General features: G+C 67.8%; 22 protein-coding genes. 6 read left to right on the top strand and 16 right to left on the bottom strand.

Translation table 11 applies throughout. The annotated features are described in order from the left end of the window. Positions 1 to 24: 24 nt before the first annotated feature. The 6 genes from STRVI_RS11955 to STRVI_RS11930 form a co-directional block, all read right to left on the bottom strand. The gene (locus STRVI_RS11955; protein ID WP_014055907.1) at positions 25 to 861 is read right to left on the bottom strand and encodes an aminoglycoside phosphotransferase; all 837 of its coding nucleotides are present in this window, start codon (positions 859 to 861) and stop codon (positions 25 to 27) included. After that, complete coding sequence (locus STRVI_RS11950; RefSeq protein WP_014055906.1) at positions 858 to 1,514, bottom strand: histidine phosphatase family protein; 657 nt, start codon at positions 1,512 to 1,514, stop codon at positions 858 to 860. The genes STRVI_RS11955 and STRVI_RS11950 overlap by 4 nt, the downstream gene beginning before the upstream one ends. Continuing rightward, positions 1,511 to 2,272 (bottom strand): phosphotransferase, encoded by a 762-nt coding sequence (locus STRVI_RS11945; protein ID WP_014055905.1) that lies wholly within the window; start codon positions 2,270 to 2,272, stop codon positions 1,511 to 1,513. Before STRVI_RS11945 ends, STRVI_RS11950 begins: the two co-directional genes overlap by 4 nt. Beyond that, positions 2,269 to 3,117, bottom strand: coding sequence for a class I SAM-dependent methyltransferase (locus STRVI_RS11940; RefSeq protein WP_014055904.1), 849 nt, complete (start codon positions 3,115 to 3,117; stop codon positions 2,269 to 2,271). Before STRVI_RS11940 ends, STRVI_RS11945 begins: the two co-directional genes overlap by 4 nt. Before the next feature lie 31 nt (positions 3,118 to 3,148). After that, positions 3,149 to 3,658 carry a topology modulation protein gene (locus STRVI_RS11935; RefSeq protein ID WP_014055903.1) on the bottom strand — a complete coding sequence of 170 codons (510 nt, stop codon included), beginning with the start codon at positions 3,656 to 3,658 and terminating at the stop codon, positions 3,149 to 3,151. Between the two features lie 96 nt (positions 3,659 to 3,754). Beyond that, positions 3,755 to 4,462 carry a glycosyltransferase family protein gene (locus tag STRVI_RS11930; protein WP_014055902.1) on the bottom strand — a complete coding sequence of 236 codons (708 nt, stop codon included), beginning with the start codon at positions 4,460 to 4,462 and terminating at the stop codon, positions 3,755 to 3,757. A 27-nt stretch (positions 4,463 to 4,489) separates the two neighbouring features. On the opposite strand from STRVI_RS11930, the gene STRVI_RS54160 reads away from it, so the two are divergent. Beyond that, the gene (locus STRVI_RS54160; protein WP_251982595.1) at positions 4,490 to 4,813 is read left to right on the top strand and encodes a hypothetical protein; all 324 of its coding nucleotides are present in this window, start codon (positions 4,490 to 4,492) and stop codon (positions 4,811 to 4,813) included. Here STRVI_RS54160 and STRVI_RS11925 read toward each other — a convergent pair. Genes STRVI_RS11925 through STRVI_RS11905 form a run of 5 tightly spaced genes read right to left on the bottom strand, consistent with a single transcriptional unit; the run spans position 4,803 to position 10,263 of the window. Then, the gene (locus tag STRVI_RS11925; protein ID WP_014055900.1) at positions 4,803 to 6,521 is read right to left on the bottom strand and encodes a carbamoyltransferase family protein; all 1,719 of its coding nucleotides are present in this window, start codon (positions 6,519 to 6,521) and stop codon (positions 4,803 to 4,805) included. The two genes, STRVI_RS54160 and STRVI_RS11925, sit on opposite strands and share 11 nt — an antisense overlap. Positions 6,522 to 6,529: 8 nt before the next feature. Next, complete coding sequence (locus STRVI_RS11920; RefSeq protein ID WP_014055899.1) at positions 6,530 to 7,480, bottom strand: thymidylate synthase; 951 nt, start codon at positions 7,478 to 7,480, stop codon at positions 6,530 to 6,532. Next, positions 7,477 to 9,324 (bottom strand): hypothetical protein, encoded by a 1,848-nt coding sequence (locus tag STRVI_RS11915; protein ID WP_014055898.1) that lies wholly within the window; start codon positions 9,322 to 9,324, stop codon positions 7,477 to 7,479. Before STRVI_RS11915 ends, STRVI_RS11920 begins: the two co-directional genes overlap by 4 nt. Next, entirely contained in the window at positions 9,321 to 10,028 is a 708-nt protein-coding gene (locus STRVI_RS11910) for an HAD family hydrolase (RefSeq protein ID WP_014055897.1), read from the bottom strand. The genes STRVI_RS11915 and STRVI_RS11910 overlap by 4 nt, the downstream gene beginning before the upstream one ends. A 34-nt stretch (positions 10,029 to 10,062) precedes the next feature. Then, complete coding sequence (locus tag STRVI_RS11905; protein WP_150112888.1) at positions 10,063 to 10,263, bottom strand: hypothetical protein; 201 nt, start codon at positions 10,261 to 10,263, stop codon at positions 10,063 to 10,065. Between the two features lie 227 nt (positions 10,264 to 10,490). Between STRVI_RS11905 and STRVI_RS54155 the strand changes: the two genes are divergently transcribed. Beyond that, positions 10,491 to 10,820: a helix-turn-helix domain-containing protein gene (locus tag STRVI_RS54155; protein ID WP_251982594.1), complete on the top strand. Its 330-nt coding sequence runs from the start codon at positions 10,491 to 10,493 to the stop codon at positions 10,818 to 10,820. A 24-nt stretch (positions 10,821 to 10,844) separates the two neighbouring features. Here the strand turns inward: STRVI_RS54155 and STRVI_RS11900 are convergent, their stop codons facing one another. Together STRVI_RS11900 and STRVI_RS11895 are read right to left on the bottom strand one after the other, a co-directional pair. Further along, a complete protein-coding gene (locus tag STRVI_RS11900; RefSeq protein WP_014055895.1) occupies positions 10,845 to 11,909 on the bottom strand; it encodes a hypothetical protein in 1,065 nt (354 codons plus the stop codon). Between the two features lie 82 nt (positions 11,910 to 11,991). Beyond that, positions 11,992 to 12,414 (bottom strand): ATP-binding protein, encoded by a 423-nt coding sequence (locus STRVI_RS11895; RefSeq protein WP_014055894.1) that lies wholly within the window; start codon positions 12,412 to 12,414, stop codon positions 11,992 to 11,994. 707 nt (positions 12,415 to 13,121) lie between these two features. Here STRVI_RS11895 and STRVI_RS11890 point away from each other — a divergent pair. After that, on the top strand, positions 13,122 to 13,481 hold the full coding sequence (locus tag STRVI_RS11890) for a hypothetical protein (protein WP_014055893.1): 360 nt from the start codon (positions 13,122 to 13,124) through the stop codon (positions 13,479 to 13,481). Between the two features lie 461 nt (positions 13,482 to 13,942). On the opposite strand, the gene STRVI_RS11885 is transcribed toward STRVI_RS11890, so the two are convergent. From STRVI_RS11885 to STRVI_RS11875, 3 genes are all read right to left on the bottom strand, one after another. Beyond that, positions 13,943 to 14,380 (bottom strand): VOC family protein, encoded by a 438-nt coding sequence (locus tag STRVI_RS11885; protein WP_014055892.1) that lies wholly within the window; start codon positions 14,378 to 14,380, stop codon positions 13,943 to 13,945. A gap of 305 nt (positions 14,381 to 14,685) precedes the next feature. Next, positions 14,686 to 15,930, bottom strand: a complete 1,245-nt coding sequence (locus STRVI_RS11880) for a helix-turn-helix domain-containing protein (RefSeq protein ID WP_014055891.1) — start codon at positions 15,928 to 15,930, stop codon at positions 14,686 to 14,688. A gap of 84 nt (positions 15,931 to 16,014) precedes the next feature. Further along, the gene (locus tag STRVI_RS11875) at positions 16,015 to 17,175 is read right to left on the bottom strand and encodes a helix-turn-helix domain-containing protein (RefSeq protein ID WP_014055890.1); all 1,161 of its coding nucleotides are present in this window, start codon (positions 17,173 to 17,175) and stop codon (positions 16,015 to 16,017) included. A 285-nt stretch (positions 17,176 to 17,460) separates the two neighbouring features. On the opposite strand from STRVI_RS11875, the gene STRVI_RS55920 reads away from it, so the two are divergent. From STRVI_RS55920 to STRVI_RS11865, 3 genes are all read left to right on the top strand, one after another. Beyond that, positions 17,461 to 18,225 (top strand): ATP-binding protein, encoded by a 765-nt coding sequence (locus STRVI_RS55920; RefSeq protein WP_014055889.1) that lies wholly within the window; start codon positions 17,461 to 17,463, stop codon positions 18,223 to 18,225. A 316-nt stretch (positions 18,226 to 18,541) separates the two neighbouring features. Then, positions 18,542 to 19,099 (top strand): hypothetical protein, encoded by a 558-nt coding sequence (locus tag STRVI_RS54150; RefSeq protein WP_251982593.1) that lies wholly within the window; start codon positions 18,542 to 18,544, stop codon positions 19,097 to 19,099. A gap of 930 nt (positions 19,100 to 20,029) precedes the next feature. Then, positions 20,030 to 20,722 (top strand): SAF domain-containing protein, encoded by a 693-nt coding sequence (locus STRVI_RS11865; protein WP_014055886.1) that lies wholly within the window; start codon positions 20,030 to 20,032, stop codon positions 20,720 to 20,722. Positions 20,723 to 20,736: the final 14 nt, after the last annotated feature.

The raw sequence follows: 20,736 nt of genomic DNA, 5'->3' as shown, positions 1-20,736 counted from the left end.
GAGAGGTGTCGTCGAAGAGGAAGGTCAGGTGAGCCGGGACAGGACGGTTCTGCCGTGCTCGCTGAGGGTGGGGTCGTTCTCCTGATGGCCCTTGACCAGGGCCGTGGCCGCCTCGATGGCGCCGAAGGACTCCAAGAGGCGACGCTCGGTGTCGTTCAGCGGACGCCCGTAGCCGTCGAAGAAAGCCGTACGGAGGTGGGGTGCGGCTTGCCAGCGTCGGAATTCGAGCCGTGCGAAGTCGCGGACACGGGCGTCGTGTCGCATGTGCTCGAAGTCGCAGACACCGAAGGTGTCGCCTATCAGCCAGTTGCGCGGCTGGTAGTCGAGATGGCAGACCGCACTGTCCATGCCGCTGTTTCCCAGGATGGCCGCGTGGTGCTTCAGCAGGTTCTCCTCGGCCGTGTCGATCAGGTCGGCGTGGACGGCCCGGTCGATCCAGCTCTGGAAGCGCTCGGCGAGCGCTGCGCCAGCGGCGCCGCCCTGGGGCATGGCGGTGGCCCGGTGGAGCTTGCCGAGGACGTGGCCGGCCTCGTGGTGGGCCAGTTCCTCCTCCGGTGAGCCCGGGGCCGCGGTGTCCGCCCGATCGCCTGTGCGGGCGGTCAGCAGCAGGGTGCGGGTGGCGTCGTCACGGCCGACCAGCTTCGGCGCGTGGCGGGTCAGGTGGGTGACCCATGCCCGGTAGGCGTGGAGTTCCCCTGCGTACCGGTCTCGCTCTGCGTGCTGCTTGGCGACGAAGTGACGCCCGTCGCCGCTCACCACACGCAGGACCCGGGGCGGAAGCAGGGGGTCGGGTGCGACCTCGACTGCGCCGAGGAAGTGGTGCGCCAATCGGATCCGGGGGTCGTCCGATGTCGCGATCACGGAGTCGGCTCCGGCGTGAGGAGACTGAGGTGCTCGGTGTCGTTGTGCCGGTCGAGCATCCAGCGGGTCTGGCCCAGGCGGTTGCGGTGGTGCTGCCAGCGGGTGATCGAAGCGTGGTTGTGGGTGAAACCGGTCGGCGAGCCGATCGGGATGCCGAGCAGCAGAGTGTGTGCGGTGATAACCGTCTCCCCGTGGGCCGCGAACACGATGCGCTTCCCCTGGTTCTCCCCGATGAGCTGGTTCAGGTTCCTGCTGGCGCGCTTCAGGAACCCGTTCCAGGTGTCGGAGCCAGCGGCCCAGGGAGTGTCGGGATGCGCATGCGGTCCGCCGTTGGCGGCCGTCTTCACCGCATCCCAAGGTTTGCCGTCGGCATCGCCGTGGACCGGGCCGTCGAGACGATCGTCGTCGTGCAGTGGGATCTGGAGCGTCTTGGCGATGATCTCGCCGGTCTGGACGAGACGGGTCCGCGGGCCCGCGTAGACCACGTCGAAGGGCTTCTTCAGGTGTTCGGTAGCCAGGCGGCGTGCAACCTGTTCGGCCTGGGCGTACCCGAGGTTGGTCAGGCCCGTGCAGGTGCGCGGGCCCCCGACGAGGCCGTCGGTGTTGCACTGGGCCTGGCCGTGCCGTACGAAGACGAGTTCAGTGGTGATCATGAGGCTCCTCGGAGGTGGGACCGGATCGGCCAGCTGTAGCGGTAACCGTTGCGCCCGACGTATGGCGCGGTCAGGACGGCGTGCAGGGTCAGGAAGTCGCCGAGTCGTTCGCGGTCTGTGGTGCCGAGCCGGGCGTTGTAGCTTCCGGCCGCCGCGTTGTACGCGAGCAGGGCAGCGTTGACGGCTTGGTCCGTGAGTGGTCCGTATGTCAGGTGGAGCGTCGCGATGAGCTTGGCGAGGTCGTATCCCATCGGGGCGAGGGACAGGTCGTCGGTGTCGATGGTGACGATGTCCTGCGTGCTGGTGATGATGAAGTTCCGCGGGTTGCTGTCCTTGTAGAAGGCGAACGGCCCCTGGGCGGTCTCTTCCAGCAGGCCAAGCATCGCGTACAAGGCCACCTTGTTCGGCAGGTAGCCCTGCTCGTGGCGACGCCGGAGCGCGATCTCCCGGAGGTCGAGGTAGTCGTCGAACGTCGTGCCGTCCTGGAAGCGGTGCGGGGTGCCCAGCGACGCGGACTGCAGGTCGCTGGCCCAGGCGGCACCGTGGGCGTGGCCCAGCAGTTCCGCCATGCGCGGGAGATCCGCGGGACGTACGGGGCGGCCCTCGATCCGTTCGAACGTCAGGCTGGTCGGCCCGATGGTGCGGAGAGCCGGCTGCTGCAGCGGCTTTGCGTGTTCGTTGATCCACCGGTAGTGGCGCACAGCCCTCACCGCGCGCTCCGGTGTCGCGTAGGGCTTGGTGAACGGCGTGAGGCTCATGTTGGCCGCCCTTCGTTCGGCTGGGCGACGACGAAGGTGATGCGGGACCGGGTGGTGAGTGGCTGGTCGGGAAGGAATTCGTGCAGGGTCGCGGCCAAGGCTCCGGGGTTGCCGTACAGGCCAGGCGCGAGGTCGTACTTGGGGTTGCTGGCCAGGTACTGCGCCGTGTGGTCGTGGCCGTCGAAGGTGAAGGCGTGCTCCTCGTCCAGGACGGCGAACACGTCGAGCGAGGAGGCGGCCAGGTCGGCGAGGTTGCCGCTGTGGGCTGCGGTGTAGAGGCTCTCGTGCTGGTCGGCCCGCGGGTCAAGGCCGGCGGAGGCGACCAGCTGGTCCATCTCCTGGTAGCTGTCGAGGCCCTTGGTGACGAGCACGGCCAGGCCTCCAGGGGCGAGGACCCTGGCGATCTGCGCGATGACGTCCTCGGGGTGCTGCGAGTGGTAGAGGCAGAACGCGGCGACGGCAACGTCGCACGATCCGGCGGGCAGCGGAAGGTCGTGGAAGTCGCCTTCGACGAAGTCCACCGTGGTGTCGTGCAGCTCCTTGGCGCGCTCGCGGGCATGGGCCAGCAGGGAGGGGGCGGCATCCAGGCCGACGACGCGCTGCGGCCGGAGCTGCTCGGCGATGACGAGGCTGCTCGTGCCGCGACCGCAGCCGATGTCGAGCACCACGCCGAGCCAGTCAGGCTGCGCGTGGTGGGTCTGCACCAGACTGACGATCGTCTCGGGCACGGGGTGGCCGGAGGTCTTCGCGCGCATCAGGGCGCTGGTCCGCCCGGCCAGCCGCGAGGCATGCCCATACAGCTCCTGCTGCTGGGCGGGGTCCAGGAACGGGTTGGGCTCGTTCATGCCGCACCCCCTGCTCGGGGGCGCGGGCCGTTCAGGCCTGCTCGGCGGCCACCTTCCGCAGCCAGCGGCGCGTCTGGCGTCGGTTGGCCAGCAGCACCACGTCGGCGCGGGAGCCGAACTCCTCGATCTTCGCCATCACGCGCGGCCTCATCTTGCGCCGGTACGTAGCGACGTACTTGATCACGCCCCAGTGGATGCGGTTGTGCACCCCGTTGCCCTTGTGCCCGGCCCCGTGCCGGATCTGCCGGGAGAAGATCCCGTACAGCGCCGCTACCGTCGACACGTCCATCAGGACCACCGTGTCGCAGGCTTCGAGCCGCACCTGCAGCGTCGAGTTGTAGTTGCCGTCGATCACCCACCGCGGCTGCGCGACCAGCTCGCGCTGCACTTCGGTGAACTTGTCCATGGGTAGCGCGTTCCACTCGTCGTCGTAGAACGCGGCGTCCAGATGCGTCACCGGGGCGTCGAGGATCATGCCCAGTTCGCGGGCCACGTGGGATTTGCCGCTGCCTCCGCAGCCGACGATGGCGACCTTCTTCATGGTGCTCCAGCGTAGAGAGATTCGGGTGTCCGGCGGGCCCATCCTCCCGGACACGATTGGATGATCCAGGTGCCGTGGCCTGTCGAGCGGTCTGCATCAGGCAGCTCCCCGCTCGGTCGCGGTGGTCCCGACGAGCCCGTGCAGGACGGATTCCAGGGTGTCGACCTGCTTGCTCAGGCCGAACAGGCGCAGACAGTCCACGCACGCGCCGATCAGGTCGGCGTGCTGCTGGGTGCCGGCGATCTCGCGGAGGTAGGAGAGGCGTTCGAGCACGTCTCGGCCGGAGCGCACGACCAGCTCCTGCGGGACGAACCGGTCGGCGAAGCGGATGTCCGCCGGGGCCAGCGGCAGGCACCCGGCGAGCACGGCCTCGAAGATGCGCTGGGTCATCTGCCCGACGGCGGCGTACCGCTCGGGCAGCATGAGCACTGTGGCCAGAGACCGGCCGTAGACGCCGACGGCGGCCTCGAACGGGATCCGGCCCACGAAGCGGACGTGCGGCCAGCGGTCGGTCTTCGTCCATTTTCCGGCGACCAGGTGATCGACGCGGGCGGCGGCCGGGGCGAAGAAGCGCTCGAAGGGCTCGTCGCGGTCGTACTGGTTGCCCACGTAGCCGAGCACGAGGTCCCGCCGCTGTGCCGCGAGGGCCACGGGGTCCGCCTGAGCGATGAGGTCCTCGGCTACGGGGAAGAGTAGGGAGCGTGCGCCGTGGGTCGGGGCGAGCGCGGCCTCGCAGACGAGGGTGTGGGCCGAACGTCGCCACACGCTCTCGGCCCGCAGTGTGCGGTCCTTGTCCCAGATCACGGTAGGCGTACGGTGCCGCACCGTGTAGTGGTTGATGAGCTGGGCCTGACGGTGGAGATCGCAGGTGTGCCCCTCGGCCCCGCAGACCGTGGTGTTGCGGCCGGGGATCGCCCAGCGCCATTCCAGGAACAGGACGTCGATGCCGGGGGTGCCGTCGTCGAAGGTGTATACGTCGCCGAGGTCGTCGCCGGCTTCGAGGCGGTCGCGGTCGGCCTGGAGGAAGACGACGTTGTGCCCGCGGGCGCTGAGGGCGTCGATGAAGGGGCGGCGGTGGCTGCGGCCCCGTCCGGGGTGTCGGTGACCCCGTTGCCGAGGAAGCCCCAGAAGCTGTATCCGATCTTCACTTGGTGATCCACCGCCCTTCGAGGAGCAGGGCGTCGAGTCCAGAGTTGGCCAGGCAGTCCAGGGCCATCTCGGGTGTCCCGCAGATCGGCTTTCCCTTGACGTTGAGGGAGGTGTTGATCAGCACGGGCACGCCGGTCCGGCGGCCGAAGGCGGTCAGGACCTCGTGCATGAAGGGGTTCTGCGACCTGGTGACGGTCTGCAGGCGAGCGGTGCCGTTGGCGTGCACGATGGCTGGCACACGCTCGCGCGTTTTGTCCGTCACCCCGGAGGCCATGGACATGTACGGCGCCGGCTGGCCGAGCGTGAAGAACTCGTCAGCGCGCTCGGCGGGGACCATGGGGGCGAAGGGCCGGAACGGTTCACGGAACTTCACGGTGGCATTCAGGCGCTTCACGACGCCGAGCTCCAGCGGGGAGGCAAGGATCGAGCGGTTGCCCAGGGCGCGCGGCCCGGCTTCGACGGCACCCTGGAACAGTCCGGCGATCGTGCCGTGGGCGAGCTGGTCGGCGAGGAACTCGGCGGTCTCGATGCCCAGGGTTTTTTGGCGGAGGCCGGGCCAGGGGGTGAGGTCGAGGGGCTGGTCCTCGTAGGAGGGGCCGAGGTAGCAGGTGCGGGCGACGCCGGCGACCGGGCGAGGGTTGCGCCGGTCGACGTGCACGGCGAGGGCGGCGCCGATCGCGGTACCGGCGTCACCAGGGGCGGGCGGTACGAATACCTCGTCGAAGATGCCGGACTCGATGATCTTCCCGATGCTCACGCAGTTCGTGGCGACACCGCCTCCCACGCACAGGCGTCGGGAGCCGCTGAGCACACGGGCGCGGCGGGCGAGGTGCACCATCACCTGCTCGGTCCGCTCCTGGAGGGCAGCCGCCAGGTCTCGGTGGAGGTCCGTGAGCGGTTCGCTCGGGTGCCGCTCGGGGCAGGTCTCGGTGACGAACCGCCGCGATGTCCTCTGGTATCCCGACGTGAGGGTGCGTGTGGGGAAGTAGCCGGGGTCGATGCGGAAGCCCGTAGCCGTCGTGCGGATGGCCCTCGCGAACAGATGGCGGAAGCGGGCGGGGGCGCCGAGGGCGGCCAGTGCCATGACGGTGCCTTCCTCGTCACCCCGGCGCCAGCCCAGGTGCTCGGTGACAGCGCCGTACACGTACCCCAGGGAGGCCGGGTCGTTGATCGCTTCCAGCGTCTGGGACCGGGGGTGACGAGTGCCGTGGCCCCGCGCGATGGTGGTGGTCTGCCGCTCGCCGAGGCTGTCGACCACGAGCACGGCGGCTTCGTCCCAGCCCGAGGCGGCGAAGGCGGTGAGCTGGTGAGCGCGGTGGTGCAGGACCGGGGTGACGTGGGCAGAGGGGAACTGGCTGCCGAGGACACGCAGCCGCTGCCGGGTACGCACGGCCACCTTGGCAAACCCGTGAGCACGCGCCAGGCTCCGGTCGCGCGTCGTCGGCGAGAGCGCCAGGCGCAGGGCGGCGGGCGACTCGGCGAGGTAGCGGGAGGGCTGGAAGTTGTAGGCGACGGCGTCCACGTCGTCGGCGCTCAGCTTGGCCTGGCCGAGCAGCCACCCGATGGCGCGGGCCGGGTAAAGCTTGGTGTGCTTCTGCTCGGAGAGGCGCTCCTCCTCGACGAAGCCGACGAGTTCACCGTCCACGAGAAGGGCGGCCGACGAGTCGTGGGTGTACGAGCACAGGCCGAGGACGACGGAAGGTGTGCGCTTCATGGCGGCGGTCACCTTGCCCCGGCCGTCGCGGCGCGCTTGGTCGAGCGCCGCTTCAGCTCTCCGTACCAGGCGGTGAGGGCCTGGCCGAGGGGGCCGTCGATCCTGTCGGCCGCCCGCCCCGCCTGCTCGCGCTTGCCGTCCTTCCACAGCCGGTAACTGCGCAGCGTCTCGGCCATCGCGTCCCAGCCGGGGTGGCCGGTCACGTCGCGGGCCTCGACCTGGTCGAGCAGGCTGGCGAAGCCTGTCCAGGGCGTTCGCAGGTCAGGCATGTGCGGGCTCGCCGCGAGCGAGGTCAGTAGCTCGGCCTGCTCGACGTGTTCGTCGTAGATGTGCAGCGAGCCGACGTGCAGGTGGAACTCGCCCAGCTCCGCGTCGAGCCACCCGGCGACCAGCTCGTGCAGCACGGTGTAGAAGAACACGTCGTACGGCATGCCGATCCACACGTCCTGGCCGCGCATCATGGTCGCCATGTGCAGGCGGTCGGCGCGAAGGTGGAACCGGAAACCGAGGGTGCAAGGCACGTCCTTGTGCCCTGCGGCGTCCTGGGCCGGGTCGTAGAGCTGGATCAGGGCTCGCCGGGAGTCGGGGTCCTCCTTGAGGATCTCCACGACGCGGGCCAGTTGGTCCACCTTGCCGGCCCAGTTCCGCATCCTGGGTCCGTACGCACCGAGGAGGACACCGTCGTCGGCGTACTGCCGCAGCCGTTCGTTGTAGTCGAAGATCCACGAGGCGTCGGATCCGGACAGGTGCCAAACTGTCTCGGCGACCGCGAAGGCCGGGTTCACGATCCGGGTCGGCGGTGCGTAGAGCAGACGGGCGCGCGGCTGGGCGAGCAGCAGGTGGACGTCACGGACTTCGCGGGTGGCCATGCCCCGTGGGCTGACCTTCTCGCCGGATTTGGCCAGCGTGACAGCGCCGGAGAACAGCTCGGCCATGCTGTCGGCGGTGAGGTGTGTCATCGGACGGATGCTCCTTCGTCCTGGGGCGACGCAGAGGCGCCCGCATCTTGGTGGATGGGATTGGACGACCCGTTGGCGGATGCGGCACGATCGGTGATGAGGCGAGCGATCCGAGCCGCGCTGTCGCCACGCCACCGGCACACCGCGTCCAGGGCCGTCTGCGGGATGGGCGTACGCGGTTCACGCGGTGCGGAAAGCGCTTCGGCGACGCCACCGGCGTCAAGGCAGCGGGTCGCGAGACCGTGACCGGCCAGGTCCAGCGTGCGTTCACCCGGCGGGCCGATTTCGAGGACCGGGACCCCGAGCAGCGCGGCTTCGATCCCGCACGTCGAGTACGCGCTCGCCAGGGCGTCAGCGCCGGCGAGGCAGCCTCGCGCACCGACCCGGGGATCGGCCACGGCAACGAGCGGCCCGCCATCCCGCTTCAAAAGAGAGGTGAAGGCATCGGCACCCTGCGCCGGGTGTGGAGCTATGACGAGACCCCAGCCGCCGTCCGCCTCACCAAGGCCGTCCAGGAGAAAGTCCGCATGGGACTTGAGGTGATCCGGGCTGAACGGCTGGCAGGCCCACACCGCGATCCGGGCGGGCACGTGGCGGCTACCCAGAGCCAGCAGCTTCTCCAGGTACCGTCGCTGTGCCTCGCGGCCCAGACCGGCGAGTACATCGAAGCGGGGCTGTCCGAGTACGTGCACCTCAGCGTCGGGGTGGCGCACCCACGCTCGTCCCAGAGCAAGGTCTCGTTCGCCCATGACGATGATGTCGCGGCTGTGCAGGGCCGGCCAGGCTGCCGATTCCGCCGTCCACGCCCCGTGCTGGACGTGCACCGAATTCGCGCCGTGTCGTTCGGCGACGTGCGCGGCCAGCACGCCGAGGGGGCTGGTGTCGTTACTCAGGAGGACGGTGTGCGGCCGGGCTGTCGACAGCATGTCGTCGAGCCAGCTCTCCGCCCGCACCAGGGTCCGCCACGACGGCTGTGTGCAGCCACCGCTGGTTTCGAGCAGAACTGACAAGAGCCGCACCAGCCGCGCGAGTTGAACATCGTGGCCTTCCACGTGGACTACGTGCTCGTCGTCAGACAGGCGTAGGCCCTCGGCGGTGCCGGAGAGGGTGAAGAGGTCACTCGGCGCCGAGCGCAGTTCGATGCCTGTGACCGATCCCGCGGAGCACCGCTCTGCGGCATCGGTGGCGAGATCGAGCAGAAGACTCGTCTGTCCGTCGCGCGCCAGTTCGGCGAGAACCGGCATCAGCGTGGCAGCGTGCCGGGAGGTCCAGGACAGCGCCAAGACGTCCTGCCTTCGCACGTCCGCGGGGAGTGGGCTCGGCTCCGTGTTCGCCGCCCCTACCCGGGCGCGGTTGCGTAGCTGGGCGGAGTGGGTCGGGTTGTGCGGTGCCGCGGCCCCGAGCAGGTACGCGATGCCGGACCAGGTCACGGTGTAGGCCAGGTACTCCCGCGAGCTGCTCGAACGCAGTCCCACGAGTCCCTCGTACGGGGCCAGAGCGAGGGGCCCCGGCGCCGAAGCGAACGGCTCCCAGGCGTTCAGCGCCAGGAGCTTGCGCACGATCTCGGCAACGAAGCGCCGCACGGGAACATGCTGGACGTGGAGCCACCCGGCTCCGCCAGGAGTGGAGGCGAGCGAGGCGCCATAGCGATCCAGGGAAGCCATGACGTCCTCGACGCAAGCGCGCAGCACCTGCCGGTCGACGGCCGTGGCTTCCAGTTCCGCAGTGTGGATGTGGTCGGTTCTTGCGTGCGCCAGGGCGCCGCTACCGACGAGAGCCCACGTTGGCTTCCTGGCGAAGGCGGAGCGGACCAGGCCCAGACCACCAGTCGTGGGGGCACTCACACCATGCTCCCCTCGACGAGCTGCTCGGCGGGGCGGAGAAGGCGCAGCAGTTCCTTGGGCGAAGCGGCAGTCTCGGGTGCGGGAGAGGCGGGCTGCCCGTATCCCCATCCAGCGTGGATGTAGGCGACCCCGGCGCGGGCGGCCGATTCCTGGTCTACCGCCATGTCCCCCACGTACACGGCTGCGGCGGGATCGACTCCGAGGTCGACCAGGGCGAGGAGGAGCGGGTCTGGGGCCGGCTTCGTCCGGCCCGCCCCCGCGGGGGTACGGATGGTCGCGAAGGGACATCCGAGGCGCGCGAGGAGCGGTGCCGCGCGATCGACGTGCTTCGACGTCACCACACCCAGCCGCCAGTCGGCGGCCACGAAGGCGTGGAGCATCTCGACGATGCCAGTGAATTCCTGCGCGAGGTGTGCGGCGCCGACGGATTCCGTTTCGTACGTCCGGCGGACTGCCTCGGCGTCGGTCACACCCAGTCGCTGCATGATGTCGCCGAATTCGCGCCCCAGGTGGCGCTCGTAGTCGTGAAACGGAAGGGTGATGCGGTGAAGCTCTTGGACCTTCCGCCACGCCTTCCGCATCACCGGACGGGTGTCGAGCAGGACGCCGTCGAGGTCGAGAAGAAGTGCGCACGACGTGCTGTCGCTGGCTGTGATGCTGGGTGTGGGCGGAGCCGGTGGTGATTCCGGAGCGGGAACGGTCATGATCGTCCTTCTCGTCAGGGGTGGCTGTCGCGCCTCAGAGGGCCGAACCCGGTTCGAGTTCGCACTCGGGGTACTGATCCGGGCCGCCGACCTCCTCGAACGCGGCATTGAACAGCGCCACGTGCATGCGGTCGCGCCGCCCTCGGGGCTGCAGAGCACGTCCGTGGCGGGACAGGGCCCACGCCTTGCGGGCCGTAGGCCCCTTCATGAAGTTCTTCGCGTTCTGCCGCAGCACGGCCGGTGTGAACACCCGGCGGGTGCGCTGCTGACGGCGGTGGCCCCGCCCTCATCCCTCTCAGGTCGGGGCGACGATGCTGCCCGGTACGTGGTCATGTGCCCATCGCACCGCGGCCTCGCCATCCGTAACAGGGGAAACCTGAGGGGGGAAATCTTTGTCAAGGGGGAAATCAGGGGGGAGTTGGAGAGAGGATTGGCTTTCCCCCACCGATAGAGGTCAGACTCATGGCAGCAGATCCGTTCGCCGAGCTACTCCGTCAGCTGCGCCGTAACGCGGACCGATCGCAGGACGAGCAGGCGGATGCGATCAACGCGGCGTCCGGCCGGGCGACGGTGACCCGCCGGGAGGTAAGTCGGTATGAGAACGGTGAAAACGTCCCTACGAACCACACACGATGGCGAACCGGGTGCGGTGCTCGGCCCAGGCAGGGCCTGCCGGCGGCTCACCCACTGCGGCGGCGACCGGCTGAGGAAGACCGGAAGGGAACCCAGCGGGCTGTGGGGATAGCCGCCACGCACGGACGGCGCGGACTACGGTCGTCCCGATCCCATTGAGCGCGGGAGTGGTCGGCCGCGTCATCAAACCTTCGCCCCCGTCAATTCCTCCCCGGCGAAGGTGAAGCACCACGGGCTGCGGTAGTTCTGCCACCACTGTGGACGCAGCCCTGTAGGAGCGAAGAGCTCTTCCAGGCATTGGCGCATGGTCAGGTGCCACTCGATCGTCTCCGACCCGGGCGTGCGGTACATGTCCATGAACGCGTTGTGGGCCTGGTAGGTCTGGAACCGGGGGAAGGTGGTGGTGACCGGCACGAAGTCCTTGAGGTGCCTGATGGCGTCCTCGATCGGGTCCAGGCCGACGATGTAGGTGAAGTCTGTGGTGATACCCCGCTGCTTCGCGCGGCCCAGAGCGTCGGTCATCTCGGCCGGAGTGAGCTTGGCCTTGGACTCCTTGAGGATCTGCCGTCGTTCGGTGAAGCACTCGGCGGTCAGCGTGAGGTGGAACGGTCCCAGGTCGGCGGCAGAGTCCATGCCTTTCTCGCTGGTCAGAACGGAGGACAGGAAGTGCAGGGTGCCGGTGCATCCGTTCATGCCCATCGCCGTACGGACCTCGGCCAGGTGGTCGAGCGCGAGGTGCTCATGGAGAAAGCAGCCCGTGCACACCGTGACTGTCTGTACTGACGACAGATCCTCCATGTCGGAGTTCGCGGCCAGCGCACCGAGGTAGCCGGACAGGTCCAAGGCCTTGCTCTTCGGGTCGGACGCGCCTTCGAGAGTGTTGGGGCAGAACACGCAGCCGGTGCACTGGCTACGGGCATTGGAATTGAGGGTGAGCATCTTCGTGCCGTTACGCCAGTAACCCAGCACCGCGTCGTCGTCCTCGATGCTGTCGACTTCGCCGACCTTCTCGCCGTTCAGACGCAGTTCGTGCTCATCCAGTTCGAACGGTGACTCCTGGCGGCCGAGCGAGAGGATCAGGAACAGCGGGGAATCGGGACGGGAGTCCAACCGCAGTCGAAAGCGCATGCGGGGCTTGGTCAGCGGGGAACGGGCGCCGGACGCGTTCAGCGCGATCAGCAGTACGTCTTCGGCGTTGATGTTCCACTCGCGGGCCACCCGATCAAGGTGGCGGACAGATTCGAGCATGGGCTGTCCCTTTCACGTGGGGAGAGATGGTGTTCGGCAGCGTCGCTGTGGGCGCTTTCTGACGCGGGTGCCGTGCGGTGGATCAGGTGGCAACGGGAGCCAGGGGAAGGTGAATGACGATCCGTTTGCCGCCTGTGCCGGTGTCCGAGAGGACCTCGGCTCGGCCATGGACCTCCCTCACCAGAGCGTTGACCATGAACAGACCGCGACCGCCGACGCTGTGGGGAGCGAGCAGGGGCTTCGGCTTGAGTGGATGGGCGTCCGCGACGCTCAGTACCATCGCCGCATCATCCACGGCCAGGGTGACCGTGGCAGTCGGCGAGAGCACAGCCGCATGCCTCACCACATTCGTCACCAGCTCGCTGATGATCAGACAGGCGGTGTCCACGACCCTTTTGGATATGCCCCACTCAGCAAGAACCTTGGCGGTCTCGTGGCGGGCCGGCCGTACGTGCTCGGCCGTGGAGATCACCTGGAACTCGTGGTGCATCACAGTGCTGGACATCGTGGGGCTCACCCTCTCTCCGGGCGGCAGCCACCCAGACCGTCACCGAAGGTAAGGGTTCGAGCACAAAGAGGTGTTCACGACGGTGAACTCACGACTTCCGAGCCATGGATCAGGGGGTTCACCGCTACGAAACGTCCGCCAGGAAGCGGGAAGCACGCACGCCCGCGTGCCCGGTGGCGTACGAGACCTGTACAGACGTCGAGTACGGGTCAATGTTCTCGCTGGCTCTGACGTCGTCGTTCGGCCCCGCCCGGACGGCTAGAGCTGGCCCCGATTCGTGAAGATCCGTGACGGCTTCAAGTGGCTCCTCCTGGTGACCGCCGCCTGGTCAAGGCCAGGCCCGAATGGGGCCGTTTCAAGCCGTCACTTCACCTTTGGGGGCCGGCTGGGACGTCTTGGTGGGGCCGCTGAACAACGTCGAAGCCAGGTGAGGTGATCGAGCCTGGTGCTGACGGCGGCCGCGCGTGGGTCGCCGATGTCCGTCAGGACCGCAAGGGCCCGCCGCAGACGGGACTGCGCCGCGGTGGGCCGCAAGCCTCAAGCGTTAGGCGTACGTAGGCGCAGCGCTGCCACAAGGCCCAGCGTGCCCGATCGTGGTACGCACCGCCGACCACCGGCACAATCAAGATTCGCCGCAGGTTCTCCCACGCCCGTTCCAGCACGCTGCCACCACAGCAACCGGACCCACACGAAAGCAGGCACACATGCGCAAGACACGCACCGCCCTCACCGTCCTCGCTCTCTCGGCCGCTGCGCTGACAGGCACGACCACCGGCGCCGCCGCCACCGACAGCTTCTCAACCAGCCGTGCGGCCGCGGCTCCGTGCACCGTGCCCGACGCGTTCTGCGCCACCAGCGGCAGCGGCGACCAGCTCGTCCTGCACTGCGGCGAGTCCGCATTGGTGCCTTGGAGCGGCGTCGGATACTGGGACAACCGCCTTCCCGGAGGCGGCATAGTCAAGATGTTCGACTACTACGGCTCCGTGAACCATGTCGCGCCCGCCGACTCCGGTCCCACCGAGATCAACTGGAGTCTCGTCTGGGCGCTGCGCGCCTACTGCTGACACCTGCTCGACGCGCGGCGCGCGCGAGAGCACTGCGAAGTCAGCAGGAGCTGCGTCAGAACCCCGCGACATGGGCAGGAGACAGCGCCGAAGCCTTCGAAACGCAGGACGCCGCCTCACGGTGCGAGCCCGGTGGCTTCCACGTTGTTCAGCGGCCCCACCAAGACGTCCCAGCCAGCCCAATAAGTTGAAGTGACGGCTTGAAGCGGCCCCATTCGGGCCTGGCCTTGACCAGGCGGCAGTCACCAGGAGGAGCCACTTGAAGCCGTCACGGATCTTCACCAATCGGGGCCAGCTCTAGCCGTCCGGGCGGGGCCGAACGACGACGTCAGAGCCAGTTCTCGCCCACGTCCGGCCTATGCACTCAGGCGCGGGCGCATGCATACAGCCTCGGCAGAGGATGCTGCTAGTGGCTCAGTTCGATTGATCGGTCCGGAAATTGATCGGCTGCTGAGCCGGGCTCAGTCGAGGAGCTGGTCGTCCTGCAAGTCGTGCAAGGAGGGGGCGTAGGAGATCCCGACGATCAAACCGTCCGTCGTGAGAAGTCTGGTCACCGTCTGGCCCCACGGTTCGGTGCGGGCCTGGTGCACCAGGTCGAAGCCCGCGCGCTGAAGCTCGGCACCGGCGGCTGTGACGGCTTCCGCGTTCGCCACCTCGAACTCGATCGATGCCTGCGGGACCACCCGGTCGGCGGGCCACTGGGCAGTGCCGAAGCATGCCTCGGCTGCCTGCGAGAGCGGCCACAGGCCGAAATGCTTGCTGCCGGGGACGCGCCCGCTGGAGTAGTAACCGTTGCCTTCCCCCTCCAGGGGGAGGCCAAGAGCCTCGATGAACAGCTTGCGGCTCAGGGGCGGGTCGGCGACGACCACCGCCACGCTCGTGATGAAGAGAACGTCCATGCCGGTGGTGGCACTCCCTGCTGCGACTGGACTGCGGGGCCGGGGATTCGGCCTCGTCAGCACCGCTTTCAGCGACCGGATCCCGCTCAACCTATCCGCCTGCTCCCCAAAGGGCCGAGACACCCGCGCCATCACCAGCGTTGAGTCACCCGATCGGGCCGACTCACATTCGCACTGCCGATCACGTCTGCGCCGTCATGCCACCGGTCCTCGGGCGGCCAACCGGGCGCGTTCTGGCGGCACCGCGAATAAGCGCACCCGCCGCCGCGGCATTTCCCGGGTCACTTGATCGAGCAGGCCACTAGTCAGAGCGACAGGCCGATACGGTGCGCCAGACCTCGCAGGTCCCGGGCGGCGCCGGTGGGCAACTGCCGATCAGCGAGATATTCGACGGTGTTTCGCACGGGCGCGTTGGCGTGGATGCGTTGCGGGGCGATCTGTTCGGCGGTCAGCAGGGCGGCGACCGCCTCGGCTTCCCGGCCCCGCAAATGTGTCAACGACCGGCCCAGATCGGCATGGAACGCGGCCTGCCGCCCAGGAGCCTCCGCAAGGGTCTCGGGACGCACCCCGTCCTTCGCTTGTACGGCCTCGCCGTGCAGGCCAAGGTCGGTGTTGAGGCTGACGTGGTGGATTCCGACGTTGGTGGGGCCGAAGTTCAGGTGCCAGGCCCGTGTCTCCCCCGTACGGTCGGCGAGGTCGGCAGCTTCGGTGAGATGGTCGCGGACCTCTTCCGCACGGGTCTTTCCAGACCTCTTTCTGTCCTGAGTCAGGCAGGTGGCGGAGATCAAGTGGAGCTCGCCGAGCAGTGCATAGGCGTCCGGAGTCGTCAGGTGGGCTTGGAGCGTGTTGGCGGCGGCGGTGGCCTGGGCCAGGGCTTCAGCGGGGCTGCCCACCGCCATGAGCACATGGGTGTGGAAGAAGGCGGACAGCGCGGAGTAGACCGGGTCATCCAATTCGGCGATCGCCTCAGCGGCGCGGGTGACGGCGATGAACGCCAAGTCGGTGTAGCCGAGGTTCTTCAGGAGCAAGGTGCAGCCCGGATGGTAGGCATCCGCCAGCAGTCTCAGTAGCTCATGCCGTGCGACGACGCCATCGGCTGTCTCGGCAGCCGCGTGCAGGTCGGCCAACAGCGCCGGTAGATTGGCGGCAAGGGTGCCATATTCCGCCGCGTGATAGAGGCGATTGGCCCGCTCGACGCGCTCGGCCAGCACCGCCACCGGAACCTCTGGTGGGCGGCGGTCCGGCGGGGCGGCCATGGTCACGCCCATCAGCGCCAGCCGCAAAGCGGGGATCGCCTCGTGAGCCTCACTGGAGCGCGGGTCCGCCGGGGCGAAGGGCTGGCCGGTCAGTTCGGACGGGGCGATCTGCAGCGCCTCGGCGAAAGCGGTGATGAGACTGGAGCGGTCCAGCAGCCGTCGGCCGTTCTCCACCATCGACAGGTAGCCGACAGACACCCCAGCCAGGCCCGCTAAGGTGCGCAGGCTCATCCCGCGCTGGCGGCGGGCCGAGCGCAGTCGGTCACCGATCCTCCGGGCCTGCTCTTCGTCCATAGCCCCCGCCTCAGCTTCCGTGCGTCAGCCCTAGCGTAGGGCGAACTCCCGCCATCAGGGAACTTTCCGCCGAGTCGGGCGGTATCACCGCAGTCCGGCTCGCTCGGCCAGGTCCCGTATGGCTTCGGCCTGGGTGGTGGTGCGGTTGGTGAGTGCGACGATCAGGTCCCGTGCGAAGGGGGCGAGCCGCAGCCGCAGCGGTGACTCCGCGTCGGCTTCGACGAGATGGATTGCTGCCTGATCGCTGCGGCCCTGACGAGCTTCGGCCGCCGCGGCTGTTATCAGCAGGCTGGAGCGGTGGGCGCCGCCGAGCCCGGCCTGATCTGCCGCACGGGCATGATCGGCGGCCTCGGCGGAATCGCCGAACTCGACGGCGACGGTGGCGCGGGCCGCGAACACCAATGCCGACTCCTGTGTGTCGGCGGCCCGCGCAGTCGCTGTGGCGAGGAACTCCTCCGCTTCCAAGCGGCGTCCGGCCATTGCCTGAGCAACGGCGCCCAAAGCGGACAGCTCCCATCCGGTGTCGGCGTCCCCAGCCCGTGCGGCGCGAGTCAGCGCATGCTCCGGCAAGCCAAGGTCGATCAGCAGCCGCACCTCCTCGACCAGCACCGGTAGCGTTTCGCGGGTGTCAGGGCGAGCTCTTTGCAGCAACACCCAAGCCAGGTCCTTGTAGCCCAGGCGCCGCAACAGCCCGGAGCCCAGCAGATGCGCCTGCACGCGCAGCCGGTTCGCCGCCTCCCGCTCTGATACAGAAGAGGCGATGAGGACCGCGCGGTCCGTCGATTCGATGAGCTCCGGCAGCACGAGCGCGAGTCGGCACTCATCGCCAGCGGCATCCGCCTGTGCGGCGGCGCGGGATCGTTCCGCCAGGTCCTCCAGCACCGTCCTGGGCGCCGTGTCCGGGTAGTGGCGGTGCAGGCGGTGCAGGCGGTGCCGTAGGTGGAAGGCGGTCGCTCGAACCGCCGCGTGGTCCTCTCCACGCGGCGTGTAGGGCTGGCCCGTGAGATCCGCGATGTCCAGTCGCAAGGCGGCAGCGAGGGCGGCCAGCCGACCGCGCCGGTCCATCCATTCCCGGCCCGCCTCCAGCTCGGTGACGTAATCGAGCTCCAGGCCCGTGCGGGAGGCAAGCTCATCCGGGGTGAGTCCTCGGTGACGGCGCCAAGTGGCCAAGCGGGCTCCGATGGGGCCGCCGCCGGTCGGCTCGTCCAGCTCACGCATCACCAGTTCGCTCTCATGCCCACTCACCCAGGCTTGCCCTCTGCCAGGACAAAGGCCCGCTCAACTCATCCATGGGAAGATCAGTTTCCCCATGGCAGGTCGCGTATGCGTGTCACGCGACACATTAGTCACACCGCTGAAGGCAACGCCCACCGGCATGGCAGTAGCCGTTCGAGGCCAGGCGTTCCGCATCTTTGGCCCAGCGGTGCGCGAAGTCACGACCTGGACTTGCTTTGGCATAGGTACCCGGGAAGTCCTACGACTCACGGATGCCCGGGGCGTGCTTGATAACCATTTGTGGGTCGCCCTGCCATGTACGCGAGAAGTGCCTCAGTAAAAATAAATTACCCCCGTAGTCGGCGAGCGAAGGCGTCGATCTCTGCGCCAGAGAAAGGTTTTGATGTCGTAAGTCAGCGACATGCAAAGTTCACCCCACGGGGTTATTCCGCTCTAGGACTGGTCCGCGGTGTCGTAGTTGCGCTCCATTCGCGAACCAATCGGAGGAATCCGCATGGCCGCAATCCTTTTCGTCGCCACACCATTCCTGTCGAGCGATACGAGCACCATACAACCTGCGTCCAAAAACGCCACCCACAGACCGTCGCTGCGGGCACCCCGAAACACGCAAGGGATGCGGTCATGACGCAGATGAAAGACGGCGGTCAGGCTCTGATTTGGCGCTGGACCGATAGAACCCGCCATGTCGCTTCACAAATCCGCGTTGCGCTGCGGTGCGCACTTCATGAGCTAGGAATCCCCGATGAGACGGTCGGGGACGCAGTGATGGCGGCATGGGAGCTCACGGCCAACGCTCTGGAACACGCGCACGGTCCATACGAGATGCGCCTCCTTCGCAGGGGCTCCTCGTTCGTCTTCGAGATCGAAGACAGCGATCCGTTTCTACCGGCGATGCCCTCATCGCGTAACAGCGGAGTGAGAGCCGATACGGAGCTACCGGAACGAGGGCGGGGTTTGCAGATCGTGGAGGCGTTTGCTCGTGGACGATGGGGATTCCGCCTGTCGGAGAGCGAGACGAAGGTCGCCTGGATGGCAATCTCTAGCGCATCTGAGGATTAAAGCCCCTCGCCAGCGAAAGAGGGCCCCTCACAATCTGATCCAACGACAGGCGCGGTCGCACGCGTTCATGAGAAGAACTTGGTCGTGGAGACCAAAGCTCTGCGTGCGGCCGCGCCCACGTATTACCTGAGCGTGAACCACAAACCGTAAGTGCGTCCGCAATATCACCTCAGGCGTCAATGCGATTGTCTTAGTTGCGCAGCGGCGGGGTCCAGTATCCGCCGGGATTGATGTCGCGTCGGTACGGGAATCTGCGAAGCCTGGAGCAATCGGCCTGCTAGTCTCTGCTTCGCTGTTGAATGGAAGGTGGGGGGTTGTGCGGAATCTTGAACATATGACAAGGCGCTGGATTCTTCCCGTAGCCATCGCGGTTGCCAACCTATGTGCGATCGGTTGTTCGGGAACGGACTCGGATGGCGCACCATCAGCCAAGCATGAGCCCTCAGTCTCGACCTCGAACAGTTCCTTGCACATCGCTCATGGGCCCGAGGGTGATGCCCGAGCGGCCTACCGTGCGATGTGGCGGGACCTGGCCGCCGCATCGACCACATCCGACGCAGGCTCTCCGCTGTTGGATGACCACGCGACAGGCGGAGCCCTGGAGCTGATGAAGTACGGCTTGAAGAAGGCCAAGGCGGAGAAGGTCGTCGTCAAGGGAACGCTGCACGTTAATCCTGAGGTCGTCACGGCTGCCGCTCAGCAAGTGAAACTGCGAGACTGTGTGGATGGCACCGATTGGCTTCAGTACGGGCTTGACGGAAAGCTGAAGAACGACGTTCCGGGCAGCCATTTCAGGGCTGACGCTACGGTGCTGCGTAAGGGCCCCGTGTGGAAGGTCTCGTATCTCTACATGCATGACGCCGGAACATGTTGACCGCGCGACGCGTTGGCATTTGGACCATCGCTTCACTGCTTGGCGTCTTGGACGTCATGGTGACCGGGCCGTTCGCGCAAGCTGATGACGGACGAGGCATCTTTGGCGGGGTGAGTTGCGCGGCCGGCGGGTGCAAAGTGCGTGCCGAAACCCGTGGCAGACGTACGGCTGGCGTGAGTAGAGAGGGCATGGCCCATTCCCGAAGCAGTCCCTTGCAGCATAGGCGGAGTACTTCCTCCAAGTCGCCGACGGTCACGTCGGACGGGTGGGAGTACGGGCTCGGTGATGGCTTGGGGATCTTGCCACGCTTTGACGGTGGAAAGCCGAAAAGACCCAAGCGCAAGCATCACCAGAAGGTGCCGGTAGCGGTTGTCGCCCGGCGAGCTGTGGAGAGTTTGCAACTGCCGAAGCCTGCGATCCGGACGAGTCCGGATGAGGATTTCGTGCAAGTGGTGGGCGTGCCCACGTGGATGTGGGTGGAGCATGGTACGTGGAGGCCGGTCACGGAGACCGCTGTGGTGCCAGGTTTGAGGGTGACGGCGACGGCTCGGCCACGTCAGGCGACGTGGTCGATGGGTGAGGGTGGCAGCGTCGCGTGCGCCGGGCCCGGGACGGAGTACTCGGGAAAGTTCCGGCCGGATCGGCCGTCGCCTGATTGTGGTTACACCTACCGGAGGTCGTCTTCAGGCGAGCCGAGCCGGGCGTTCAAGTTATCGGTCCGGGTGTTGTGGGATGTCGAGTGGCATGGTGGCGGACAGACAGGGCGGGTGCCAGGGCTGGTGATAGCCGCCGAGAGGCCACTTGCGGTCGATGAGGTACAGGCTGTCGTCGTGCGCTGATGCCACGGCGGTACATGGGGTCTGTCGGAATGCATGCCGATACCAATCAGTTCGTCTTCTTTCTCTTCCGGAGTGATTTGTGGGTGCCTCTATGTCACCTTCGCGCCCCCGAGGCGCGGGTAGTGGTCTGCCGGGTGCGCGCCGGTCTGATCCGCAGCAGCGGCCGGTTGCGGCGACCGGCGGAGTGCGGCGCAGACCGGGATGGGTGTGGGCAGGCGTGGGGACGGTGGTTGTCTCTGCGGTTGGTTTCGTGATGGTCGCTTCAGCGGTTGGGGGGCGGGAGAAGGTGTTGGTGCTGGCGCGGGATGTGCCGGTTGGGCACGTTCTCGCCGCGGATGATCTGCGTCAGGCGGAGGTGGCATCCGGGACTGGCGTGGTGTTGGCGGCGGACCGGGCGAGGGTGCTGGGGCAGCGGGCCAAAGTGCCACTGGTGGCCGGGTCGTTGTTGGCACCGGGACAGTTCGGAGGCGCCCGGGACTTTCCGCCACGGGGGCAGTCGGAGGTGGCCTTCGCCATCGAGGTGGGCAATGCGTCGCCCGAGGTGGTGCGAGGTGACCGAGTGGCGGTGCTGGAGGGCCCGGGCGGGTCCGCAGGCAGGGCCGGCGAGGAGAAGGAGGATGTCGCTCCTGTCGTGGGGACGGTGACCGCCGCGAAGACCGCTGACTCTCCAGGTGGTCCGCGAGTGGTGACGGTCCTGGTGGAGACGGGGGCGGTACGGCGGGCCGCTGGGTTGGAGCACCCGCGTGTGGTGGTGCTCCCCGCCGAGGGGCGGGAGGCGCCGTGAGGCGCCTGATCACG

Source organism: Streptomyces violaceusniger Tu 4113 (genome assembly GCF_000147815.2).
Lineage (GTDB): Bacteria > Actinomycetota > Actinomycetes > Streptomycetales > Streptomycetaceae > Streptomyces > Streptomyces violaceusniger_A.
This window is presented reverse-complemented; position numbering and strand designations above follow the sequence as displayed.